General features: G+C 56.0%; 23 protein-coding genes, 1 tRNA gene and 1 riboswitch. Of the genes, 9 read left to right on the top strand and 15 right to left on the bottom strand.

The genetic code is table 11. The annotated features are described in order from the left end of the window. Positions 1-27: 27 nt before the first annotated feature. The 3 genes from ABWV33_RS02970 to ABWV33_RS02960 all read right to left on the bottom strand — a co-directional run bounded on the left by ABWV33_RS02970 (position 28) and on the right by ABWV33_RS02960 (position 4,357). The gene (locus tag ABWV33_RS02970; protein WP_353329060.1) at positions 28-2,055 is read right to left on the bottom strand and encodes an oxidoreductase; all 2,028 of its coding nucleotides are present in this window, start codon (positions 2,053-2,055) and stop codon (positions 28-30) included. A gap of 214 nt (positions 2,056-2,269) precedes the next feature. Beyond that, complete coding sequence (rpoH, locus tag ABWV33_RS02965; protein WP_113825778.1) at positions 2,270-3,166, bottom strand: RNA polymerase sigma factor RpoH; 897 nt, start codon at positions 3,164-3,166, stop codon at positions 2,270-2,272. Between the two features lie 153 nt (positions 3,167-3,319). Then, positions 3,320-4,357 carry an RluA family pseudouridine synthase gene (locus ABWV33_RS02960; protein WP_353329059.1) on the bottom strand — a complete coding sequence of 346 codons (1,038 nt, stop codon included), beginning with the start codon at positions 4,355-4,357 and terminating at the stop codon, positions 3,320-3,322. Between ABWV33_RS02960 and ABWV33_RS02955 the strand changes: the two genes are divergently transcribed. The 6 genes from ABWV33_RS02955 (at position 4,356) to ABWV33_RS02930 (ending at position 9,716) form a co-directional block, all read left to right on the top strand. Next, on the top strand, positions 4,356-4,655 hold the full coding sequence (locus ABWV33_RS02955; protein WP_113825776.1) for a DUF6476 family protein: 300 nt from the start codon (positions 4,356-4,358) through the stop codon (positions 4,653-4,655). The genes ABWV33_RS02960 and ABWV33_RS02955 overlap by 2 nt on opposite strands. 273 nt (positions 4,656-4,928) lie before the next feature. Then, positions 4,929-5,216: a hypothetical protein gene (locus ABWV33_RS02950; RefSeq protein WP_121996754.1), complete on the top strand. Its 288-nt coding sequence runs from the start codon at positions 4,929-4,931 to the stop codon at positions 5,214-5,216. A 102-nt stretch (positions 5,217-5,318) separates the two neighbouring features. After that, positions 5,319-6,605, top strand: coding sequence for a homoserine dehydrogenase (locus tag ABWV33_RS02945; protein ID WP_113825774.1), 1,287 nt, complete (start codon positions 5,319-5,321; stop codon positions 6,603-6,605). Between the two features lie 107 nt (positions 6,606-6,712). Next, the gene (gene glpX / locus ABWV33_RS02940; protein WP_174217180.1) at positions 6,713-7,678 is read left to right on the top strand and encodes a class II fructose-bisphosphatase; all 966 of its coding nucleotides are present in this window, start codon (positions 6,713-6,715) and stop codon (positions 7,676-7,678) included. 111 nt (positions 7,679-7,789) lie between these two features. After that, positions 7,790-9,538 (top strand): single-stranded-DNA-specific exonuclease RecJ, encoded by a 1,749-nt coding sequence (recJ, locus tag ABWV33_RS02935; RefSeq protein WP_353329058.1) that lies wholly within the window; start codon positions 7,790-7,792, stop codon positions 9,536-9,538. A 103-nt stretch (positions 9,539-9,641) separates the two neighbouring features. Further along, positions 9,642-9,716: transfer RNA gene (locus tag ABWV33_RS02930), tRNA-Glu, on the top strand. A gap of 381 nt (positions 9,717-10,097) precedes the next feature. Here ABWV33_RS02930 and ABWV33_RS02925 read toward each other — a convergent pair. The 11 genes from ABWV33_RS02925 to ABWV33_RS02875 all read right to left on the bottom strand — a co-directional run bounded on the left by ABWV33_RS02925 (position 10,098) and on the right by ABWV33_RS02875 (position 18,601). Then, positions 10,098-10,247, bottom strand: coding sequence for a heavy metal-binding domain-containing protein (locus ABWV33_RS02925; RefSeq protein ID WP_353329232.1), 150 nt, complete (start codon positions 10,245-10,247; stop codon positions 10,098-10,100). 73 nt (positions 10,248-10,320) lie between these two features. After that, the gene (locus ABWV33_RS02920) at positions 10,321-11,094 is read right to left on the bottom strand and encodes an energy transducer TonB family protein (protein ID WP_353329057.1); all 774 of its coding nucleotides are present in this window, start codon (positions 11,092-11,094) and stop codon (positions 10,321-10,323) included. Further along, on the bottom strand, positions 11,091-11,474 hold the full coding sequence (locus ABWV33_RS02915; protein WP_353329056.1) for an ExbD/TolR family protein: 384 nt from the start codon (positions 11,472-11,474) through the stop codon (positions 11,091-11,093). The genes ABWV33_RS02920 and ABWV33_RS02915 overlap by 4 nt, the downstream gene beginning before the upstream one ends. Positions 11,475-11,478: 4 nt before the next feature. Beyond that, a complete protein-coding gene (locus tag ABWV33_RS02910) occupies positions 11,479-11,856 on the bottom strand; it encodes an ExbD/TolR family protein (protein ID WP_353329055.1) in 378 nt (125 codons plus the stop codon). After that, positions 11,856-12,461 carry a MotA/TolQ/ExbB proton channel family protein gene (locus ABWV33_RS02905; protein ID WP_353329054.1) on the bottom strand — a complete coding sequence of 202 codons (606 nt, stop codon included), beginning with the start codon at positions 12,459-12,461 and terminating at the stop codon, positions 11,856-11,858. Before ABWV33_RS02905 ends, ABWV33_RS02910 begins: the two co-directional genes overlap by 1 nt. Before the next feature lie 30 nt (positions 12,462-12,491). Beyond that, on the bottom strand, positions 12,492-13,493 hold the full coding sequence (locus ABWV33_RS02900; protein ID WP_353329053.1) for a DUF6925 family protein: 1,002 nt from the start codon (positions 13,491-13,493) through the stop codon (positions 12,492-12,494). Next, positions 13,486-14,145 (bottom strand): adenosylcobinamide amidohydrolase, encoded by a 660-nt coding sequence (locus ABWV33_RS02895; RefSeq protein ID WP_353329052.1) that lies wholly within the window; start codon positions 14,143-14,145, stop codon positions 13,486-13,488. The genes ABWV33_RS02900 and ABWV33_RS02895 overlap by 8 nt, the downstream gene beginning before the upstream one ends. Then, on the bottom strand, positions 14,142-14,900 hold the full coding sequence (locus ABWV33_RS02890) for an ABC transporter ATP-binding protein (protein WP_353329051.1): 759 nt from the start codon (positions 14,898-14,900) through the stop codon (positions 14,142-14,144). The genes ABWV33_RS02895 and ABWV33_RS02890 overlap by 4 nt, the downstream gene beginning before the upstream one ends. After that, on the bottom strand, positions 14,897-15,880 hold the full coding sequence (locus ABWV33_RS02885) for a FecCD family ABC transporter permease (RefSeq protein WP_353329050.1): 984 nt from the start codon (positions 15,878-15,880) through the stop codon (positions 14,897-14,899). The genes ABWV33_RS02890 and ABWV33_RS02885 overlap by 4 nt, the downstream gene beginning before the upstream one ends. Beyond that, the gene (locus tag ABWV33_RS02880; protein WP_353329049.1) at positions 15,877-16,626 is read right to left on the bottom strand and encodes an ABC transporter substrate-binding protein; all 750 of its coding nucleotides are present in this window, start codon (positions 16,624-16,626) and stop codon (positions 15,877-15,879) included. The genes ABWV33_RS02885 and ABWV33_RS02880 overlap by 4 nt, the downstream gene beginning before the upstream one ends. Positions 16,627-16,735: 109 nt before the next feature. Continuing rightward, positions 16,736-18,601: a TonB-dependent receptor plug domain-containing protein gene (locus ABWV33_RS02875; protein ID WP_353329048.1), complete on the bottom strand. Its 1,866-nt coding sequence runs from the start codon at positions 18,599-18,601 to the stop codon at positions 16,736-16,738. Between the two features lie 158 nt (positions 18,602-18,759). Beyond that, positions 18,760-18,966: riboswitch (cobalamin riboswitch) on the bottom strand. Between the two features lie 476 nt (positions 18,967-19,442). Between ABWV33_RS02875 and ABWV33_RS02870 the strand changes: the two genes are divergently transcribed. Together ABWV33_RS02870 and ABWV33_RS02865 are read left to right on the top strand one after the other, a co-directional pair. Continuing rightward, entirely contained in the window at positions 19,443-20,555 is a 1,113-nt protein-coding gene (locus tag ABWV33_RS02870) for a DNA cytosine methyltransferase (RefSeq protein ID WP_353329047.1), read from the top strand. Positions 20,556-20,876: 321 nt separating this feature from the next. Beyond that, positions 20,877-21,548 carry an endonuclease gene (locus ABWV33_RS02865; RefSeq protein WP_353329046.1) on the top strand — a complete coding sequence of 224 codons (672 nt, stop codon included), beginning with the start codon at positions 20,877-20,879 and terminating at the stop codon, positions 21,546-21,548. Positions 21,549-21,742: 194 nt separating this feature from the next. Here the strand turns inward: ABWV33_RS02865 and ABWV33_RS02860 are convergent, their stop codons facing one another. Continuing rightward, a complete protein-coding gene (locus ABWV33_RS02860) occupies positions 21,743-22,561 on the bottom strand; it encodes a DUF2189 domain-containing protein (RefSeq protein ID WP_353329045.1) in 819 nt (272 codons plus the stop codon). 432 nt (positions 22,562-22,993) lie between these two features. On the opposite strand from ABWV33_RS02860, the gene ABWV33_RS02855 reads away from it, so the two are divergent. Continuing rightward, on the top strand, positions 22,994-23,371 hold the full coding sequence (locus ABWV33_RS02855) for a VOC family protein (protein WP_353329044.1): 378 nt from the start codon (positions 22,994-22,996) through the stop codon (positions 23,369-23,371). The last annotated feature ends 64 nt before the right edge of the window (positions 23,372-23,435 follow it).

The following is a 23,435-nucleotide window of genomic DNA, read 5'->3' as shown; positions in this document are numbered from 1 at the left end:
AGATCACGCTGTTGGGTTTACGCCCAATCAAAAGGCATGGCACACACGCAGCGCATCAAAAATGGCGGCATGCATATTCCGACTCGCAACCGCATCGCCGACGCGGGCCAAATAGAACGGATTGTTCTGCTCAAGGTCTTCGAACGGGAATGCCCCTGTGATCATCGCTGCCTGATCAACCTGCCCAAGGTTGCGCGAGTTGGGCTTTAGATCATGATACAATGCGTCCATCGGCGTTAACCCATGTTCAAGCACCACGTGATCAACCAGACGCTCACTCATTGCGCCGGTCAGGACATGACGCAGCCGCGCAACGATTTGGTTTCCTTGCCGAGACAGCTCGGCAAGTTCTTCCAGACAAGTGAACGTAACCCCTTTCGCCGCCAGATCGCGCAGGGCAACCGCACTCGTCGTCGGACCCAGATCATGTAGCAGCGCACGATCAGGGCTTACCAGCTCGACGCAATGGCCTGCTGATGACATCACATTTGCAGTCACCGCAGCAGGATGATCCCCGATTTCATCGAACAGCAGAACGCGGCCCGAAATGCGGACTTCGCCTGACAGAACATCCCAACTGGAAATCGCAAGGTCCGCCCCCGGAATTGCCAACGGTTCGGGCCACCCGCCAGTGGCGATGATCACAAGGTCCGGGCTTTCGGCAAGCACATCGCTTGCTTCGACGTAACTATTCAATCGGATCGTCACATTCAGCGCTTCGATCTCTGAAATCAACCAATCCGCAACGCCCCAGATTTGACGGCGTGTTGTTCCCTTGGCCGCAAGGCCAAGCTGCCCCCCCAAACGGTCTGAGGCCTCGAACAGCACGACCTCATGCCCTCGCAGGGCGCTCACCCGAGCGGCTTCCAACCCACCCGGCCCGCCGCCAACGATGACCACCTTTTTCGGCGCATTGCTTGGCGTAATATCATGCGGCAAAATCTCTTCCCGCCCGGTGGCCGCGTTGTGCCCGCAAACCGCTGGCTTGCCTTGATTGACCCGGTCCACACAATATCCCAGCCCGACACAGGGGCGAATGCGCTCTTCCTCGCCGCGTTCAAGTTTGGCGACCAAATAAGGATCCGCCATCTGCGCCCGCGTCATCCCCACCAGATCTACATGCCCCCCCGATACAGCGTGTTGCGCCGTCGCAATGTCGGCAATGCCTCCCGCATGCAGCACCGGAATATCAACCGCTGCTCTGATCCGCCCCGCTACACTGATGTGTGGTGCGGCCGGTATCCCCATCGGGCGGACCCATTCCGCCAGTCCCAGATCGTCATAAGGCGCGCCCGCAAGAATGTTGAGCAAATCGACCTGCTGGGACTGTTCCAACAATTTTGCCACCTCAACACAGTCATCTGCACTCAGCCCACCTTGGGTCAATTCATCCCCGGTCACCCGCATCGAAATGATAAACTCCGGCCCCACCTCAGCACGCACCGCCTCTAACACCAGCAACGTCAGCCTCAGCCGGTTCGCAAGAGACCCGCCATAAGCATCGTCACGGTGATTGGTGAGGGGCGATAGGAACTGACCCAACAAATGCGAATGCGAGAGCAATTCGATACCATCAAAACCGCCCTGCTGACACCGCCGCGCGGCGGCAGCGAAATCTGAAATCACCCGATCTATGTCGTGTTGTTCCATCACTTTGGGGAACGCTCTGTGCGCCCGTTCCCGCACAGCTGACGGTGCAAGAACAGGCAGCCAATGCCCATCATCCCAAGCGGTCCGCCGTCCCATATGGGTGATCTGACACATGACAGCTGCACCATGAGAATGGACGCCCTCCGTCAGCTTTTGAAACCAAGGGATGATACTGTCGTCCCCCGCATACAGCTGCCCAAAAACCGAGGGACTGTCAGGAGCGATATTGGTTGATCCCCCAATCATCGTCAGTGCAACGCCACCTTTGGCTTTTTCTTCGTGATACAGCCGATACCGATCCCGTGGGTGACCATCTTCCACATAATTGGGCGCATGTGACGTGCTGACGATGCAATTGCGTAAGGTCAGATGTTTCAACTGAAATGGATCAAGCAGATTAGGCATTTCGGCAGTCCTTTGATCCCGGCGCAGTCTAGGTGAAGGTTTTATCTCCAAGAACGCTATCGACATTTCGCTGAGTTCAAATAACTCGCGCCGACATTTCCGTACAAAATGACGACCAAATCCCCCAAAACATATATCGCACAGATTGCGCCCAGCGCAGCAAAAAGCCCACCGCGCGGTTGCACGATGGGCTTTCTCTTAATGTATCAAGGGATCAGACTTTGTTCAGCATCCCGCGTTCACGCGCCAATTCGCGCATTTTCTTTTGCAGCTTTTCAAAGGCACGCACTTCGATCTGACGAATACGTTCACGGCTGACGTTGTATTGGCCACTCAAATCTTCCAGCGTCACGGCCTGTTCCGACAGGCGCCGTTGGGTCAGAATGTCCTTTTCACGATCATTCAGAACCTCAAGCGAAAGGGCTAGCAACTCGCGGCGCGATTCCAGCTCGTCACGGGCTTCGTAATCGCCTGCCTGATCCGCATCCTCGTCTTCCAGCCAATCCTGCCATTGCATTGTGCCTTCGCCTTCGGATCCGACGGTCGCGTTCAACGACGCATCCCCGCCCGACATCCGTCGGTTCATGCTGATTACTTCGGCCTCGGTCACACCCAGATCGGTCGCAATCCGTTTGACGTTTTCAGGGCGCAGGTCGCCCTCTTCCAAGGCACCAATACGGGATTTGGCTTTGCGCAGGTTGAAAAACAACTTCTTCTGCGCGCTGGTCGTGCCAAGTTTCACCAAAGACCAAGACCGCAGGATATATTCCTGGATCGAGGCTCGGATCCACCACATCGCATAGGTCGACAAACGGAAGCCTTTTTCAGGGTCGAACCGTTTGACCGCCTGCATCAGGCCCACATTGGCCTCAGACACAACTTCGGCCTGTGGCAAACCATAGCCACGATATCCCATCGCGATTTTTGCAGCCAAGCGCAGATGCGATGTCACCATCTTATGAGCGGACTTGGTGTCCTGCTCTTCGACCCAGCGCTTAGCCAGCATGTATTCTTCTTCGGGTTCCAACAGAGGAAACTTACGAATTTCCTGCATGTAACGGTTCAAACCGCCTTCAGGCGTCGGAACGGGGAGATTTGCGTAATTAGCCATTTTCTTGTCCCTCCCTTAAATGTTTAAGGACTTAACATAGGATATGGGTCACCTATGTTGCCCTTTCAAGTATCTGGGCTACTATATTGCGATTAAGCTTACATTAAGAAAACATGAGAATTGGTATCTCACACATATGTGCGCTTGATGACATCACTGTGCCGCTGGGCGTCTCAATAGATCAATCAGATCAGACATATCGGATGGAATCGGGGCCTCGAACCGCAGATGCTCCCCACTGACGGGGTGTTCAAACCCCAAAACCGCCGCATGCAAAGCTTGGCGCGGGAAATCACGGATCGCCTGCGCTGCTTCGACAGACAGGGCCTTGGCTGGCAGTTTGCGCTTGCCCCCATAGGTCGGGTCCCCAAGAAGCCCATGCCCTGCGTGGGCCATATGCACCCGGATCTGATGCGTGCGACCGGTCTCAAGCCAGCATTCAATCAATGTCACCACAGGCGGCACCCCAAACGGTTCAACAATCCGCGCCCGGGTCACGGCATGGCGCCCCCCTTCGAACAGAACAGCCTGACGCTGACGGTCTGTTTTGTGCCGCGCCAATTGCGTTGTCATCCGCAGGATGTTCCCCGCCTCAAAACTGGCCCCCCGGATCCCACGCAAACGGGGATCACTGGCTTCGGGAACACCATAACAAAGCGCCTGATAGTAACGCTCGACTGTGTGCGCCTCAAATTGGGCAGCAAGTCCCTGATGCGCAGCATCGGATTTAGCAACGACCAACAAGCCGCTGGTTTCTTTATCAATCCGATGCACGATACCGGGGCGTTTCACCCCCCCGACGCCAGATAAATCAGCACCACAATGGTGCAAAAGCGCATTTACCAACGTCCCATTGGGGGATCCGGGCGCGGGATGCACAACCATCCCAGCCGGTTTATTCACCACGATCAGATCGTCATCTTCGAACACAACAGCCAACGGGATGTCTTCGGGGCCAATGTGGCTCTCTTCGGCTTCTTCCACCGTGATCAGGACTTGCGCATCCTCAGCCACTTTGGCCTTGGCGTCTGTTACGACCACCCCGTTGATGGAAACACCGCCCGCTTCGATTAATCGCGCCAATCTGGTGCGTGACAAAGTCGCCTCGGCTGGAACATCCCGCGAAAGCGCCTTATCAAGACGTGACGGCGGTGAAGCCGCGATAACAAATTCTATCTGGCGGGTGCCCATGACGATCCCTTCTGATCCTGAACCACAGGAAACGCCGCAACTGAAACTGCTGAGACGCCTTGTGATGCTCTTGACGGCGGTGATGATTGGCGGCGTTCTAATCACATTTGCACTGATTGTCATCCGCTTGTCTGACAGGACCCCCACCTTACCCAAAGATATCACTTTGCCGAATGGGGCCAGCGCCCAAGCTGTGACCATTGGATCGAACTGGTACGCGGTGGTTACAGATGACAATCGTATCCTGATCTTTGACAAAACAACTGGAAAACTACGCCAATCCGTCTCTTTAGAGTAGTCTTTCTATACTTTAGGATAGGTAATCTATCCCGCTTCGCCATTTCGCGGCCCAACGTATTCACCTACATTTGATGAAGGCGAGGCCATCACTCACACGCCTTGAGGTGGATCTTTTAGTGGGGAGACTAAAAGGTTCATCTCACCCCCCCTGCTTCCTGCTAGATTATTTGTTTCATCGCACTTTCGTGCCTTATGACGGACGAACAAGCAGTCTTGCACCACCCATCATAAACAGGCATCAACGGACATGCGTTGTGGCAAAGAGATTGATATGAGTGTGCGGCTTTCCATTGTTTTTCTCGCCCTGCTGGCGGCTTGCACCCAAGTGCCCGAGCTCAAAGACACGGTCACTGCAGACATGAGCAAAGCCGATTTCCCAGATCTTGTTCCGCTGGACACGGCCCTCGGACCGGCCGTAGACCCGGAAGATGAAGCCTCCAAATTGCAAAACGAACTCGTCGGGCGCCGTGAACGGCTGCGCAATCGTGCCACCCAATTGCAAGCTTCGGTGGTTGATGACACCACACGGGACCGGCTGAACACTGGGATCAGTCAGTAACCGCATCTGATCCGTTGCACCCAAGCGCCGAACCCGCTAAGGCACCCCCGACCACTGGCCTGTGCGCGGGCTCACTTTCATAAAAACAGAAGGACCCACACGATGACACAGACTCTGCGGCTTGGAATTGCAGGTTTGGGGACCGTCGGCGTGGGGGTTGTTAAGATCATCCGCCGACAGGCTGCCATGCTGGAAGCACGCACCGGGCGTAAGATCGAAATCACCGCCGTTTGTGCGCGCGATGCGGAAAAAGATCGCGGTGTCAGCCTGGCTGGCTACGCGTGGGAAACCGATGCTGTCGCTTTGGCAAAACGTGACGATGTCGACGTGTTCGTCGAATTGATGGGCGGGTCCGAAGGCACGGCCAAAGACGCAACCGAGGCCGCTTTGGCGGCTGGCAAAGACGTTGTCACCGCCAACAAAGCCTTGCTCGCCATTCACGGCCAAGCCCTTGCTGAACAGGCCGAAGCTGCCGGTCAGGTAATCCGGTATGAGGCCGCTGTTGCAGGTGGTATCCCGGTGATCAAATCACTGACCGAAGGTCTGGCTGGAAACGAAATTACCCGTGTCATGGGCGTCATGAACGGGACCTGCAACTACATCCTGACAAACATGGAAGCCAAAGGCCAAGGCTATAATGCGCTGTTTGATGAATGCGCTGAACTTGGCTATCTGGAAGCAGATCCAAATCTGGATGTGGGCGGCATTGATGCGGCGCACAAGCTCGCCATTCTGTCGTCAATCGCCTTTGGCACAAAGCCCAACTTTGACGGCATCGACATCGAAGGCATCCAGCGCATCACGTTGGAAGATATCCACCAAGCGGCCGACATGGGCTATCGCATCAAATTGCTCGGCGTTGCTCAGCGATCTGCGCGTGGCCTTGAGCAGCGGATGCAGCCCTGCCTTGTGCCTGTGAATTCCCCCCTCGGGCAGCTTGAAGGGGGCACCAACATGGTTGTCCTCGAAGGCGATGCTGTTGAGCAGGTTGTTCTGCGCGGTCCCGGTGCCGGTGAAGGCCCCACAGCCAGCGCGGTACTGGGTGACATTTGCGATATCGCCCGTGGCCTGCGGATCCCGACCTTTGGGCAACCCGCTACAATGCTAGAAGCCGCACAACCGGCCCGCACTGGCCTACCTGCGCCCTACTACCTGCGCACCGCGCTGCTGGACAAACCCGGCGCATTGGCCAAAGTTGCCGCGATCTTGGGGGATGCGGGTGTCTCGATCGATCGTATGCGCCAATATGGGCATACCAACGGGACCGCTCCGGTCTTGATCGTCACGCACAAAACCACCCGTGCGGCGTTGGACATCGCCCTTGCCACTCTTGGTGACACCGATGTTGTCGCTCTGGACCCTGTCGCCCTGCGCATCGAAGAGGTTTGACCTGACATTGCGCGCCCCCTCACCCCAGAGTTTGATCCCCCTTGCACGGATCGTCCTGACCGGGGTATGCCGAATACAACTGTCTTCGTGACCAAAGGAAATTGAATATGAGCTCTTCGGACATCGACTTTAACGATCGCATGCTTTCCCTGGGCCTTGCCCGCGTTGCAGAACAAGCCGCTCTGGCCTCCGCTTCGCTGGTGGGTCGTGGAGACGAGAAGGCCGCTGATCAGGCCGCAGTCAACGCCATGCGCGAACAATTGAACCTGCTGGATATTGCTGGCGTGGTGGTGATTGGTGAAGGCGAACGTGACGAAGCCCCAATGTTGTTCATTGGCGAAGAAGTCGGCACAGGCAAAGGCCCCGGCGTTGACATCGCCCTCGACCCGCTCGAAGGCACCACGCTGACCGCAAAAGACATGCCCAACGCGTTGACCGTGATCGCAATGGGACCTCGTGGTTCGATGCTGCACGCACCTGACACGTATATGGATAAACTGGCCATTGGCCCGGGTTTTGCAGATGGCGTTGTTTCGCTGGACATGTCCCCAAAAGAGCGCGTCGAAGCGTTGGCCAAAGCCAAGGGTTGCGCCCCTTCAGACATCACCGTCTGCATTCTGGAACGCCCCCGTCACGAAGCCATGATCGCAGAAGTCCGCGAAACGGGTGCCGCAATTCGCCTGATCACCGATGGTGACGTTGCAGGCGTCATGCACTGTGCCGAAAGCGAAATCACAGGCATCGACATGTACATGGGATCCGGTGGCGCACCCGAGGGTGTTTTGGCTGCTGCGGCTCTGAAATGTATGGGTGGTCAGATCTTTGGTCGCCTGTTGTTCCGCAACGACGACGAACGTGGTCGCGCCACCAAAGCGGGCATCACCGATTTCGACCGCGTTTACACACGGGATGAAATGGTCACCGCCGACGTTATCTTTGCTGCGACTGGCGTAACTGGTGGCTCGCTGTTGCCCCCAATCAAGCGTCAGCCGGGTTGGGTTGAAACCACCACGTTGCTGATGCGTTCGAAAACCGGCTCTGTCCGTCGGATGCAGTATCGCACTCCGGTCTGATCCGGTGTCCCCGAAATCGATAAGCGCCGCTTCTTGTGGCGCGCGAATTCTGGGTTAATAATTTGGCCGGATCCTCATTGGGTCCGGCCTTGGCATATCTAGGGGCAGAACATGAACTTTCTCGATGTTTCACACTCGCTCACGGGCAGACGTTGGGTTGGCCCTTCGATCGACATCGAACGTGCTGCTGAAATGATGGTCCAACAAACCGACCTGCCCCGCCCGGTCTGTCAGGTCTTGGCCCGACGCGGCGTCCCCACCATCGAAGCCAAAGGGTTCTTGAACCCGACCCTAAAGGATCTGCTGCCTGATCCCCGCCTGATGAAAGATATGGAATCCGCCGCAGCGCGGTTCCTAGAGGCCGTACGCCGCAAACAACGCATCGCAGTCTTCGCCGATTATGACGTGGATGGCGGCAGTTCGGCGGCACTTCTGCTGGTCTGGTTGCGGCAGATGGGTCTACAAGCGACGCTCTATGTTCCCGACCGCATCGATGAGGGGTATGGCCCCAACGTACCGGCCATGCAGAAACTCGCCACCAACCATGATCTGATTATCTGCGTGGATTGCGGCACGCTGAGCCACGAACCCATTGCCGCGGCCAAAGGCGCGGATGTCATTGTTCTCGATCATCACTTGGGAGGCGAAACTCTTCCGGACTGTGTTGCCGTCGTAAACCCGAACCGACAGGACGAATCCGGGGATCAAGGGTATCTCTGCGCCGCCGGAGTGGTGTTTTTGATGCTGGTCGAAGCTGGGCGCCAATTGCGCGAGGCCGGAGCAAAAGGCCCGGATCTGATGGCGATGCTGGATCTTGTGGCCTTGGCCACGGTTGCAGATGTTGCCCCGCTGATCGACGCAAACCGGGCGCTGGTGCGTCAGGGCCTAAAGGTGATGGCCCAACGCCAACGCCCGGGTCTGGTGGCGCTTTCAGATGTATCGCGGATGGACGCACAGCCCAACACATACCACCTTGGCTTTATGCTGGGGCCAAGGGTCAATGCCGGGGGTCGCATTGGCAAAGCCGACTTGGGCGCTCGCCTGCTGAGCACGGACTCGATGGTCGAAGCCGAAGCGATTTCAGAACGCTTGGATCAACTTAATACGGAACGCCGTGACATCGAAAATGCAGTCCGCGCCGCGGCACTGGAACAGGCCGAGGATCGCGGATTAGAAGCCCCCTTGGTTTGGGCCGCCGGAGAAGGCTGGCACCCCGGTGTTGTTGGGATCGTTGCATCCCGCCTGAAAGAAAACGCCAACCGCCCAGCAATTGTGATTGGCTTTGACGGCGACGAAGGCAAAGGGTCCGGTCGCTCCGTCTCGGGTGTTGATCTCGGCGCATCCATCCAACGGCTCGTCGCCGAAGGGTTGCTGGCCAAAGGCGGCGGTCACAAGATGGCGGCGGGCTTGACCGTAATGCGCGATCAGCTTGAACCCGCCATGGCACGCCTCACTGAATTGCTGGAAAAGCAAGGCGCGGGCGAAGGTGGACCGGCAGACCTAAAGCTGGATGGTGCCTTGATGCCCGGAGCTGCAACGGTGGATCTGATCAACCAGATCGAGCAGGCCGGACCCTTTGGCGCCGGGGCCGCAGCACCCAGATATGCTTTGCCAGATTTACAGGTTCGCTTTGCCAAACGCATCGGGGAATCCCACCTAAAACTCTCGTTATCGGATGGCATGTCGCGCGGGATTGATGCGATTGCATTCGGTGCATTTGATTCTCCACTCGGCGAACGGCTTAGCAATCATGGCGGCGCCCGGTTTCATTTCGCGGGCCGTCTAGAGATCAATACCTGGGGTGGCAGGCAGACCGTCCAATTGCGTTTGGATGATGCGGCAGAGACCTCAAAGCCCTGAAAACAAACAACTTACCCGGAGTTTTTAAAAAAACTTAAAAAGTCTGATTTTATCGCTTGCGGGTAGCGATTATTGCCCTTAAAAGCCGTCTCACAGCAAGAGTGGCCCGTTCGTCTATCGGTTAGGACGCCAGGTTTTCAACCTGGAAAGAGGGGTTCGATTCCCCTACGGGCTGCCACTTCTCCTCGCAAAAATTTTATTGTTAAATAAATCAGCGTCTTCTGATGTATCGCATCAACCGTCTTGCCATCACTTAGACCCCACCTGAAACTAGTCCTGCCTGCGCAATCAGCAGCTACAGTCCGGATTTTCAGCTTCAGTCTTGAAACCAGCCACGTGTCGACGGTCCCAAAGAAGGTCTAGGCTGATGCAGGCATGTGTTGTATCGGTGACAGCTCCCCCACTCAATGAACAGCTCATCCTCTCAGTTCTGTTCGGCCAAGATGTCCGTCAATCACTTGACGGGCGCCCTGATGCGCCTGTCTCCTTTGTGCCTTAAAATGGTGGGTCGATGCCTTACTCAACATGAAGATAGGTACAATGGCCGTTCATGTTCCATTCAATTCGGCCCATCTGGTTTACTCAACTTCACCGCTATACCGCCAGCAACCAGCATTAACATGGGTGTTCCCGTCGGACTAATTTCGCCGTAAACAAAACCCACACCAAATACGGCATCAGCACCTAATTCTGCGGCTTCATTAGGCAGTTCATTTAGCGCCAGTTAACGAATATCTTTTTGTGCGCTTTACACGTTGCCAGTGCGTCAACCATTGCCTTGGTCATCTCTCATAGCGCAGCGTTAGAGAGAACGTGTGAGGACCCCGTGACACACCTGGGGGCGCCTTTGGCAAACGGGCGCGTTTGGCGGTTGTAACGGCTGCATCGTCAAGAACTTTGTGCCCCGAACTGGCGATAATCCCGATCGAAGCCAGTTTTCCCGAGCGATAGACCGCTACGCGCAGACGAACCTTCCCAACACCCGGCGCACGACGTTTTTGACGTTCGATGCGGCTGCGGATCACGCTTCCCCATTGACGCAACACTAACGCTTCGCGCGCGCTGTTTCCTGTGGAAATTTTAGCCTTGCCCCGATTTCCCCGTTCTGCGGCTTGTGCACCCCCGCTGGCTTTTTCAGCCTTTCGTGGCGCCGAGGCCGCTTTGGGTTTAAGCGTCACTCTCAGTTTAGTAGCGGGTTTTGGCTTAGGCGGTTTGGGTGGACGTATATCCAGTTGAGGCGCAGCATCCAGTGTTGCAGCTTTCATAACCGGTTTCATAGGGGCAAGGCCTGGGGATTGGAACGCACGCGGTGAAACGGGCGAAGGGGACATCACAGGTGGAGTCCGGGGCGGTGCCATCTGGTGCTGCACCTCAACCGGTTCCTGCCACTTATCGACAATCTCCCCAAGGCTTTCGGGGACTGCGGCAAGCGTGATGGCCTCCTGCCCGCCCCCGCCAGAAGCCTGTTGACCAGCCGCGCGCCAGAGCGCCCACGGCAACACGTGGACGGCGACTGACAAAAGCAGCACAAGCGTCAGGCGACCACCCGATTTCATCCGTTTTGCCCCACCAGGTTGATCTTGCGAAATCCCAAACCACGCAATTTAGCCAACAATGCCGCGACCGTTGCCGCCTCAACGACAGCATCCGCACGCAGGGTCACAGGGGCGTCTTTTTGGGCTCGCAAGCCAACTGCATGCAATGCAGCGTCGCCTGTGTGCCCTTCAAAGAACAAGTTCCCTTCTGCGGATAGAAACAAGATCGGGGCCGCTTCGGATGAGGTTTCAAGCGCTGTGACCGGTGGCGTTACTGCAAAAGGTGCATGCGGCGCAATCCGAGTGGTCATTAGGAAAAAAATCAACAACAAAAACACGACGTTGATCATAGGGAGCACGGACTCGGTCGCAGGTTTCTTGCGTTGGGTCGAGAAATCCATGGCGTTACTCCATCACCATCAAGGTGGTAAATCCGCCTAGGTTCAGGGCGCCAGCCACATCCATCAGGGACTGTAGCGGCACTTGAGAGGCCGGTTTCAGGATAATGGCGTCGTCCTTGGTCTGCGTCAGCGGTGCTACCGCGTTGGGCAATGCGTCAAGGTCAACCCCGACACCGTTCAAAAACACGCCCTCGGGTTTTATCAAAACCAAACGGGGCCGTCCGCTGTACGCGCCCTCGGTGCCGCTTGCGCCCAGTGACAGAACGCGGTCAACACCGAATTGCGACGCGAGCATGAAGAAGACCAACAAAAGGAATACCACATCAATCATGGGTGTCAGGCTGGGCCTTTTGCGGGGTCGTGACGCTGAAATGGCAAGCATCAGGCAGCGGCCTGAAACTGATCGGGTTGCGCGCGCGGCGTATTGTTAAAGACACGAACGGCAATATCCTCCATACGCGCCTGCTCTCGCTCGGATAAGCTCTCGAACCAACTGGCCAGCATCGACGCTGGAATGGCCACCCCCATGCCCGCCGCTGTGGTCAGCAATGCTTCCCAGATCCCTCCGGCCAAAACGGATGGATCCGCACCATTTCTTGCGGTCTGCAAGGCTTGGAATGCTTCGATCATGCCCAGCACGGTCCCCAATAGCCCGACCAAAGGTGCAATGGCCGCGATCAATTCCAGCGGACGTACACCCCGCCGAAGCTCCTGCAATTCAGCTTTGGCAACCCGTGTGGTTTCATTCACTGCCATTTCGCGGTCAAATTCGGGCTGCTTGAGCGCGTTGACTGCGGCACATGCCACCCGATCACTGGGCGTTGCCCCTGTGCTGCCATCCTCGGCAGGACGTCGCCAAACACCCAATAAGATCAACTCCCAAAGGCGCCACGCCCCAAGGCTCAGCGTGACGACGGACAGGCCCGCAATCACCCACAGAGCAGGGCCGCCGGTAGCAAGGAACGTGGTAAGCGTAGTGGAAGTCATGGCTGGTCTCCGTCGTTTGTGGCTTGGGGATCAATGGCCCGGATTTTCGGGATCGGTCTGATCGGGATCTCGATCAAAGGCGGTGGCCCAATCAGACAGCAAAGCACTATTGCCATGCAGAACGCGCCATTGACGGATGCCATTGCGCCACCCTGCCCGCCCGATCCGGCTTGTCGGTTCATTTACCTCTGTCGCTGCAGTGCCCCGATGCAACCCCGACCAAGCCGCGTTTTTACCCATAAGATAATCCTCTGGCCCCCACCCGTTGAGCAGAGCCTGAAACATTTCGAATGCCTCTTTTACAAACGACTTGTCCTCGCCAAGCCGTCCGATCACCGGGTTTTGGGGATGCACACCGCAGCATGGCACCAGCCCCTCAGGGATCGGCGTATTGGCTGAATGTGTCCGTTCTGCCCGCAACAGTTTTGGCAGGACGTGCGTGTGTGGACCTTCGGGGGATTTGCCCCCTGTGTCCGGACCACCGATCATCTGATAGACTTCGACACGGCCCAGTCGGGTCAGCGCCACGCGATGAGGGTGCGCCTTGAGAATTGCCCCCATTGCCGGATTACCCGGCTCAAACAGCGATTGCCCAGCGCAATCACGCAGTACGCCAAGCAACTCTGCGTCTGCAGTGCGAATGCAAAAATCGACCTGAAACTGGCCCAACCCCATGTCAAACAGGATTGCGTCGCGATCTGTGTCGCGCAGGGCATTCGCATCAGGCCCCAATTCGGTCAAGACGTTACGCTGATGCATCGCGGCCTCGGCCGCAGGCAGGCACAACGACACGGCCTGTGTCCAGCGGTGCGGTTTGGGGCTAAGCGTTTCATAGGCCACAGGCGTGACCCCTTCCAGTCGATCAATGCGGACGCCGCCACGAGATGTGGCCTGCTGTAACCCAGAGACCTCAGCCGGAGCCGTATCGCCAGCCACGTGATGAAATTCGGCAATCGCTCCAAAGGAGCCCATGTTCCAGCCGGTATTCTGATCGTTCAAAAGGTTCGACAAAGTTGTGTTTAGATCAAGCACGCCTGTTTTTCTCCCATTGTTCGGCACCCCAGTTCTGGGCACCTAATTTTACTGCGTCATAGACGGCGCGCCCGATGGCTTCGCCGATTTCAGTATGCATGCCGGCATATTCGGATGGCCCGCGTGGCGCGGCGATGGCGACACAGTCTGTGCCTGTGCCCGTGGCCACCCCCGTAGGCAGGCTGAATTGCATCTCCATGACTGCGACGGTCCGGGCGGCTACGGCGATGCTCATCGCTTCGATCATGGCAACTTGTGTCAGCCCCCGGTTCAGGCTTACGGCAATGTTGATCGTGCCCCAGTTGCGGTTCGAGTAATCCACCCGGTGGCCAATCCGCTCGGCATTAGACAAGCCAACCGTGGCAACCGCATGGGCTGTAGTGTGACCAACATGGGCAATGGACTGTTCGAATACGGTAATCCGACGAGAGGTTAAAAAGGTGACAGCATCCTGTGCATCCCGCGCGTGTAATTCGCGACCCAACCACTCACAAACATCCATATCACGCGGCAGGTCCCGGTTATTGACCTCGCGCCAAAGGATCCGACTGGCCTTTGCAAATCCGGGCTTGTTCACGGCCCAACTAAGCACCTGCAATTCGCGGCCAAAATCCATTTCCAGCCAAGGTTCGGTCAAGGTCACAGTAATCATGAGACAACTTCCAAAGGTTGAAAGACCGGTCCATAGGGCGTGGTGTGATGCCAGATCGAAATACCAAAGGCACAGGCCATAAGATCAGGGGTCAACACCTGTTCTGGCGGCCCATCAGCAAGGATGCGGCTCTGTGCAAGTAGGATCAGGCGTGTACAATGGCGCGCTGCCAACCCAAGATCATGGATCGACACCACGACCGAACGCCCCTCTTCGGCAAGATCGCGAAAAACCTGCATCGTTGAAATTTGATGCGCCGGATCAAGACCTGCGATAGGTTCATCCGCCATCAACAAGGGCGTGTCCTGCGCCAAAGATCGCGCGATCAGAGTGCGCGCCTGCTCCCCACCGGACAGCCGCGATGCTGCGCGGTTTCGCAAACGCTCAAGTCCAAGCCGCGCGGTGGCGGCTTCGACATGGGCTTGATCCTGCGGCGGCATTTTTTGCCCAGCAGCAAGATGCGGCAGGCGCCCAAGGGCGACGATGCGCTCTACCGATACAGGCCACGCGATTTCGCGGGATTGCGGCATCCAAGCCACCGCATGAGCGCGTTTGCGGGCGTTCATCTGCGCGATCGTGCTTGTCCCGGTATGGGCCAACAACCCAAGACTTGCCCGCATCAGTGTGCTCTTTCCGGCCCCATTTGGACCAATCAGACCAATCAGTTCCCCCGGCTGAACATCAAAGCTGATGTCCTGAAACACAGTGCGACGGCGCAGGGTCACCCCCATTTGGTTGACAGACAGAAGGCTCATGGCAGCTCCCTCCGGGTTTTGTAGATCAGGTGCAGGAACACAGGCGCGCCCACAATGGCGGTGACCACCCCCAGTTTCAGATCTCGTTCCGGCAGGATCAGACGCACAGCGATATCCGCCAGCTGCAACATAATCGCGCCGCCAAGAGCCGAACTCCACAATAGGCGCGAGGGGCTTGCCCCAACCAAAGGGCGCAAGATGTGCGGAACCACCAGACCGATAAAGCCGATTGCCCCAGCCACAGCCGTGGTCCCCCCAACAATGGTCGCTGTGCCGAACACCAAAAGCAGGCGAAGGCGTCCCAGATCAATACCCATGGTTTCGGCAGCATCTTCGCCCAGCGTCAGCGCATCTAAACCACGTGCTGTAGTGGCGATTACCCCCACCCCGATCAGGAAAAATGGCAAGGCCAACCAGACATGACGCATCGAACGATCTGCAAGAGACCCCATCATCCAGAATATGATTTCATTGGCGGCAAAAGGATTGGGCGACAGGTTCAACACAAGCGAGGTCAACGCGCCCGCCAAAGCTGAAATCGCGATCCCGGCAAGGATCAGCGTAAGCGACCCTCCGCGCGGCCCGGCCAACGTCATAACCAGAAAAACGCCAACCAAAGCGCCCGCCAGAGCCGCCAATGGCAACCCCAAAGAGGCGCTTGCCGCCACTCCGAAAAATATGGCCAGCACGGCCCCTAAAGCGGCGGATGCAGACACGCCAATAAGTCCCGGTTCCGCCAACGGATTGCGCAGATACCCCTGCATTGCCGCGCCCGCCAGGCCCAGCCCGGACCCAACGATGATGGCCAAAACCGCACGTGGCAGTCGAATTTCCTGCATCACCAAGGTCAAAGGGCCATAGCTTTGATCAAACAAGGCGCGCAGGCTGTCACCGACTGGAACATCAGCCGGTCCAACAGTAAGCGACACGAGGAACAAAACGATCATCGCCAGAAAGAGACAAAGTTCCAGACGCATCATTCGTGCCCTTTCTCAATGTTCTGTCGATCTTCGACCAGTCGCGCGACTGCGCGCACCACATGCGGGGTGCCGCAAACCCAATCGGTGTCACGCATACCTGCGCGCGCGCTCTTTCTTTGAAACGTGTCGACAACCGGATGTTGCAGGATCTCTTCGGATCGGGAATGGCCCGCATAAGGGACCGGCGTAATGATCAGATCGGGGGCGGCCATGGCCAGCACTTCAAGAGGCATCGCACCCCCATGTTCAAACCCCATTTCCTGCGCGATGTTTTGCAATCCGGCAGCCTGTACGATCTGCCCTGCAAGTGTCGCCTCTCCGGCGGTCCAGCCCCGCGCAGAATAGAGAGCCGCGCGCAGTTCGCTTATCCCTGTGGAACGGGCCAGTTCAAGATCCCGGTCGTAGTTGCGCACTATAGAACGCGCGGCCTTCTGCTGTCCTAAAATGCCGCCGATCTCGATGATCCTGTCACGCACGTCCTCCAGCGAACGCGCGGGTTGGATGACGACAACCGGCACCCGCAGCCGACGCAGCATGTCGGTTGTCGCGCGTGTTGAATACGCACCCGCAATCACCAGATCCGGCTGCAAGAGATAGATTTCTTCGGCACGACCATGATTTATGACATAGTTCTTGGCCTCGTCCGTCATGGCAGAACTGCGTTTGTCCAGCGCGAGGTAGGACACCGACAAAAGCTGATCCTGCCCCGCCAGCAACATCGCCAACTGATCTGTACACAAGTTCATGGACACCACGCGCTGTGGTGTTGCAAGAGGCGACTGTTCCCTCTCTTGCGCCGTGACACCCCCGCCACAAAACAGGGACGCCACAACTATTCGGGTCAGCCAACACATTCTAAAATGTGCTTTTCAGACCGACATAGAATGCCCGGCCTCGTTTGGCATACCCCCAGACATCAGAATACTCTTTGTCAAACAGGTTGGTCACGCGTCCGGTCAGGCTTAGTCGGTCGTTGATGGCATACTGCGCCGCAACGTCGACGGTGACATAGTTCGGCAGTTGTTGAACGCCTGCCGACCCAAAGTACTGGTTATCATAGTTGTCCGCGACATAGCGCAGATCGGCGGTCACACGGCCGCGATCGTTCATAAAGGCTTGCGTGGCACTCAGCAGCAATTCGTGACGCGGGCGCCGCCACTCTACGGTTCCGTCCGGGTTTGCGGCATCCAGATAGGTATAACTTAACCGCAGATCCAGCGTGTCATTGGCCTTGAAACTACCTGCAACCTCGGCACCACGCCGTGTGCTGTCGCCACTTTGGTTGATGTAATTGAAATTTCCGCTGACTGGATCAAAAACAGACGTGATTTCATCGGTCAGGGTTTCATCAAACACCGTCACATCAACAAGACCGCGCCCCTGCGCAAAGGGGATTTCAGCCCCCAGATCAAAGCTGAGGTTTTTTTCTGGGGTTAGGTTCGGATTGCCTACATACCCCCAAGAATTAGCAAACAATTCGAAATACAAGGGATCGACGCTGCCTTCACCAGCTGAGGCATGCAATCGTATCCCTGAGGCCAACATATAGGCCGCGCTGATGTTCCATGTGACGTCATCTTCAAAAGTCTTGTTGTCGTCATACCGCAGGCCACCCTGAAGGCTCAGGCCGCTGTCGAAATTACCCCGATATTCCAGCGCATAAGAGGCACGTGCAGGCGCATAGGTTGGGTTAGTTGTTGAACTGTCCTCGCGGTATTCCGCAATAGCGTTCAGAATGTGGTTCGAAGAATCGAGCCTTCGCCCGTCCAAACCAAAGCTCAACAAATAGCGTGCGGATTTGCGATCTGCTTTGGTAGGTGCGCCCCCATTGCTGCTGGATTTATAGTCACTGTAATCTAGCGATACGCGGTGCCTCATACGCCCGCTTAGTGTTTCCAATTCACCCCAAATATTCCCCAACCGTTCAGTGCGCTCCGAAAATTGCGAAGGGTCATCAACCACATAGCCCGCTTCGGTCGGGGCACCCCAGACCGAGCGGTCAAAATCATAATCTTCTTCAGATTGGCGAAAGGTCAGTCCGAATTTGAACTGTTCAGTGAGCATATAGTCACCGGTAAAATGCAGGGTCGATCGGCTGAGCTCATCTTTCTCGCCACCGTCACCAGAAATATCGTACCCCTTGTCATCTGTATGTGACAGGCTGAGAGCAACCCCACCAAGTTCGTTCCGAACCGAATAGCGGCCCGTTACAGTTGTCGCGTCTCCGACTTCGACCGAGCCACCGAATTCCTGACCGATGCCACCACGTTTCGTGATAATGTTGATCACACCAGATGAGGCGTTTGAGCCATAAAACACGGATTGTGGGCCGCGCAGAACCTCGATCCGTTCGATATTGGCGGTCTCCAGCCCTGAAAAGATGTATTCAGAATTGCCCCCCGCAGCCGGGATGCCATCAATCAGAACGAGGGTATGGTTTGCCTCGCCACCACGGATGCGGATCTGGGTAAAACTATCACCGGACCCGCTGACCGACACACCGGGCACCGCACGCAGCGCATCTTGTACGGTTGCGATGCCGCGATCTTCAATCTCTTGGGCGGTGATGACAGTTGCCGACCGCCCGTATTCCGCTTCTTCAATGGGGGTAAAGCCACCGCTGATGATGATTTCGTCTAATTCGATTGCATCTTCGGCCAAGGCGGCATGTGGAAACAGCAAAGAGAGCACGCTCGAGGCCCGCAAAAGGTTGACGTACATGTCTCATCCTTTGCGGAAGCCGACAATACGACTCCCGACAGCAGACCCGGTTCGGGCCATTCATTCTTAAAATGCCTTTGGAGATCACGACTCCGCAGACGGTGAAGCATATGCCACCACTACGGAAAGACCGTTATCCACAGCGCGCCCCGCGCCCGGATAGGGTGATCATTCTGGCAGGTCTCCTGACTTGCGGGTCAAAGCTTGCCTGGGCCTTCCCATCCCTCTTGTTGGGACAGTGGCAATTTCCAAACGCGCTAACCGCTTACAGTTGCGGGGGCAGTCGAGGATTTGGCAAAGCAGCCGTACCTCGTTCCCTATTCACCGGATGATTTCCCAACCGGACCAGAACACCGTGAAAAAAGCCAATAGTCGCTATGAAAGTCAATATGGAAAATGAGAGGCCATCGAAATTCTTGCGTACCCTCCTTTACAGGGGGGCGGTCGCAACCATGATCAAAAGCCAAAGACAGCTTTGGGCAGGTTCACGCAACTTTGCAAAGGTCGCTACCTGCGCGAACCTGCCGCTCGATCCGTCCCGCCAGAGTGAGTTGGCTGGTGGAAACTGTCACATGACTGCAGTCAGCCCAAAGCGGACATGGACTTTCGCCCCCTCGGGCGGGGACTGGACTTTCGCTGCGTTCGCGAATCCTACCGGTGGTTCTGGGCCAAAGCGGGCCTTCGTTATCCAGCTTGCATTGATGGTGAGTGGGTAGTGAATCCACTCTCAAGGATTGCGCAAATAAAGGCTAGCAACACCTAAGATGTACGGCCCTTTCAGCATCTCAAGGCTTTCAAAGCTGGATGCAGGCGGACTAGTTAGGGTTTTGGCTGCGACTGAGTGGGGCAACGTTTTTTTGCAGGAGCTGGCGGGCTTAGCCTCGGCTTTGACCAAGCGGGGTTTGACGTTCGGGCTGCAGTCGAGCTTGACACTGTTCATTGCGCTGTTCACGAATACAACTTCCCAAGCACAAAAGTAATATCGGCATCCGCGGCTGAGCTTTCTGGCAACGAAATTCGGGAGCGGGCAGGCCTCAATAGTGAGCAAATCGACTGTGTTTTTGGTGGTGCGCCATGCCAAGGATTTTCCTTACTACTTGGTCAAAGAGTTTTCGATGACCCTCGAAACCAACTAGTGCTTCATTTTGTTCGCTTGGTTCACGAATTGGATGCGGGTAGCTTTGTTTTTGAGAACGTAAAGGGATTTACGGTCGGCAAGCACAAGTCCTTTTTGAAGGAATTGGTGCAAGCCTTTGATGATGCAGGGTATGTTTGCAGGCTACCCTGGAAAATCTTGAATGCTGCCCATTTTGGGACACCGCAATCTCGCGAGCGCTTTATTTTGATGGGTGTCAAGAAGGGTCAGAATCTTCCTGAGTATCCAGAGCCGACAACGAATGCAGCGGGCCGCCCAAAACTCTATCCAGATCTTGGCTATGGGCCAACCTGCGCCGACGCCATTGGCGACTTGCCTGATGCTGATACTTTTGAATCCCTACGTTCAACGGATGCTGTAAAGACAATTAGATTTGGGCAACCGTCGGAATATGCTGCGGAGCTACGCGCGTTGACGAACGATGCTTGGCACTACGGCTATGTTCGTGAATGGGAACCGAATGTTCTAACTTCAAGCGCCCGCACTGAGCATACGGAAATATCAAGACGACGATTCCGAGAAACTGAAATCGGTGCCGTTGAGCCGATAAGTCGTTTCTTGAAACTGCCCGAAGCCGGAGTGTCCAATACGTTGCGGGCCGGTACAGATGGGGCAAGGGGTGCATTTTCGAGCCCACGCCCAATTCATTATCTCCACTCTCGTTGCATACCTGTTCGGGAAATGGCGCGATTGCATGGCTTTCCCGATTGGTTCCGTTTCAATAAAACGAAGTGGCACGGAGCTCGGCAGATCGGTAACGCAGTTCCGCCTCCTTTAGCTAGAGTTATTGCTGCGTAAGTTATGAAGGTCTTGGACGTTGCGCCGACAAACCTAATAAACCCAATCATGTTGGGCGATCCAGCGCTATTGACTTTCGACATTTCACAGGCTTCAAGATATTTTGGTGTCAAGCCCCCTCCGAGCAAACGAGATCAAAAAAGCGGCGCGAAAAAGCGTAAGCAAACAGATATAGAAGCCGAGCTTATCTCGCTCAGGACAGCAAATGGCTAAACCACCCAACCGTTACAGCGTTCTAATCGAGAAGATTTTCTTTGACCGGTACTAAGTTGGTTCAATTGAACTTGCGTTTGAACGTACGGATATTGAAACGCCGCAAGTGTGCTAGGAATTCAATTACCTAAAAACTTGGGCGATGTCCTGTACGCGTTCCGCTTTCGTATTGCCCTGCCGGACAGCATAACGGACACGCAGCCGGATGGTATGGAATGGGTGATTGAGCTTGCAGGGAAGGCCGTCTATCGTTTTCGCTTGGTCAAATTTAATCGAGTGTTACCCCGAGAAGATTTAGTTCGAATTGAAATCCCAGATGCGACGCCTGAATTGATAAGAGCTTATGCGCTTGATGATGAACAAGCACTGCTTGCTATCGTCCGGTATAACCGCCTTATCGGTACATTCCTGGGCCTCACTACTTATAGCTTGCAGAACCATTTGCGGACGACCGTAAAAGGTGTCGGGCAAATAGAAATTGACGAGCTTTATGTTGGACTGGACAAACATGGTTGCCACTACGTAATCCCCGTGCAAGCCAAAGGTGGTTCAGATCAGATCGGAATTGTGCAAATATCGCAGGATATTCGGTTCGTTGAGGATAAGTTCCCAGGAATGCGCTGTCGAGCGATTGCAGCCCAGTTTATGGATGACAATATCATCGCACTATTTGAGCTGACACTTCAGGATGATGAAGTCAAAGTTGTTGAAGAGAGGCACTATCGCCTAGTTCCCGCGAAAAAACTCAATCAGAACGCGATTAGGGATTACCGCGATTGACATCTTACGGCTAGCGTTAAGCTGACCCCTTACTGCTGAAAATGTTGCGCTCTATTGTCAATGTCCGGTTCGAGGAAGCCGCATCGCGGCATTGGTGGTCTTATCGAAGGTCAGCTTAGGGCCGGGAACGACACTGACGCCCAAGCGGCTTTCAAGGGTGTCGCCGCAGCTGCTCAAGGCGAAGGTTGGATAGATCACCCCTCCGCTGGTGACACGGCCCGCTGATAGAGATGCCATGTGGTGTGGCCAAGGATCGGTAGGGTGAAGATCAGGCCCAGAAACGCCGGTACCAGCGACAACAGCATAGTGACCGAGATGATCGCCGCCCAGGTGAGCATCACCACCGGATTTTCGGTGACGACCCGAATGGATGTCAACATGGCGGACACGAAATCGATTTCCCGGTCCAGCAGCATGGGCATGGCGATCACGGTCACCGAGAAGAGAACTGCCGACAAAATTGCGCCTGCACAGGTGCCAACAGCAAGGAAGGTCCAGCCTTCTTCTGTGAAGAATACGGCGTTCAAAAACCCGTCAAAATCCGAGAAAGATGCATCCTGCAGGATGATCGCCAGCCAAAGCCGAATCTGGTACATCCACAACCAGAAAATGAAGAGGGTGACAAAGGCCATCCAGCCCATTTCGCGTTTGCTTTGATGGCCCATGACGGTGAGGATGTCTGACCAGCTGAAACTCTCGCCTGTCTGCATCCGCCGGGACATTTCATAGAGCCCCGCTGCGGCGAAAGGCGCGACCAGCGGAAAGCCTACAACGGCGGGAATGATCATCCAGATCTTGCCAAGCCAGAACAGGCTCCAAATAAACAGGATTCCGAAAACCGCATAGAACAGGCCGAAGAAGCTACTCATGAAGGGGCGAGCCCGAAAGTCGGAAAACCCGGCCTTCAACGACACGGTGATATCACCCGCTGTCACCTTCTTGACCTTGGGCATGGCCAGCTGCGGCGGCGTTTGATTGTCCGGTGGTGTGGAACCTGAGGTCTTGGATGTCATCACACACTCCTCCCAAAGCATGGCACCGCGCTGGTCCGTTTACCAACAGACCCTGCGGTGAAACAGGCATCCCCCCTCTATATGCAAGTTTGCATCTGTTGAGGCATAAGGGCAAGGGGGAGTACAGCCGCTAAGTCCTGCATGGCCAACGTTGACTCTTGGCCAGATTTTGCGCCCGCAGCGAATGTCTCTTCCGACGGGCCGCGCCGCAGCAATCGGAGATTGGGTTGAGCGTCCGCTTAGGGTCGTTCGCTGAACTTTGCAAACTCCGCTTTCTGCGCAAACCTGCACTCACACCTAACCCATCCGCCCCTCTGAGCGCGGCGCTCTTTCCAAAACTTTCCGCTTGAGCTCAACCCTGCTTGAGGGGCTAGGCTTTCCCTTCCCCACAACGCAGCCTCTCCAATCTGCGCAACCGAGGAAAGGCACACCATGACCTTCACCCAAGCCGGCATTATTCTCTTCACCCAACACTACGCCGATTGCATTCGCTTCTATCGCGACGGCCTCGGGCTGAAACTTCTGCATCACATCGACCGCCCCGGCGAACGACTCACCACCTTTGCGCTTGGCGATACTTATCTGATGGTCGAACCCGGTGGCCGCGCCCATGACGGCCGCAAATCCATCGACGCTGCCCCTTTCAAGTTCCGCTTCAACGTGCCCGACGTGCAAGCCACCTGTGATCATCTGCACCGCAAGGGCATCGCAACCACGCTTTTCACCCACACATGGGGCACCACGGCTGAATTCCACGACCCAGACGGCAATTGTTGCGCCCTGCGCTCGGACGCGGGATTTGGCACCTGAGCAACCTTATCCACAACACCATGCGTCCCCCTTCCCCCCAACCACATCACCTGCCATAATACCC

The sequence above is a fragment of the Phaeobacter sp. NW0010-22 genome (genome assembly GCF_040365955.1).
Classification (GTDB): domain Bacteria; phylum Pseudomonadota; class Alphaproteobacteria; order Rhodobacterales; family Rhodobacteraceae; genus OMPR01.
Note: the sequence above shows the minus strand (reverse complement) of the source record. Positions and strands in the feature narration are given on the sequence as shown.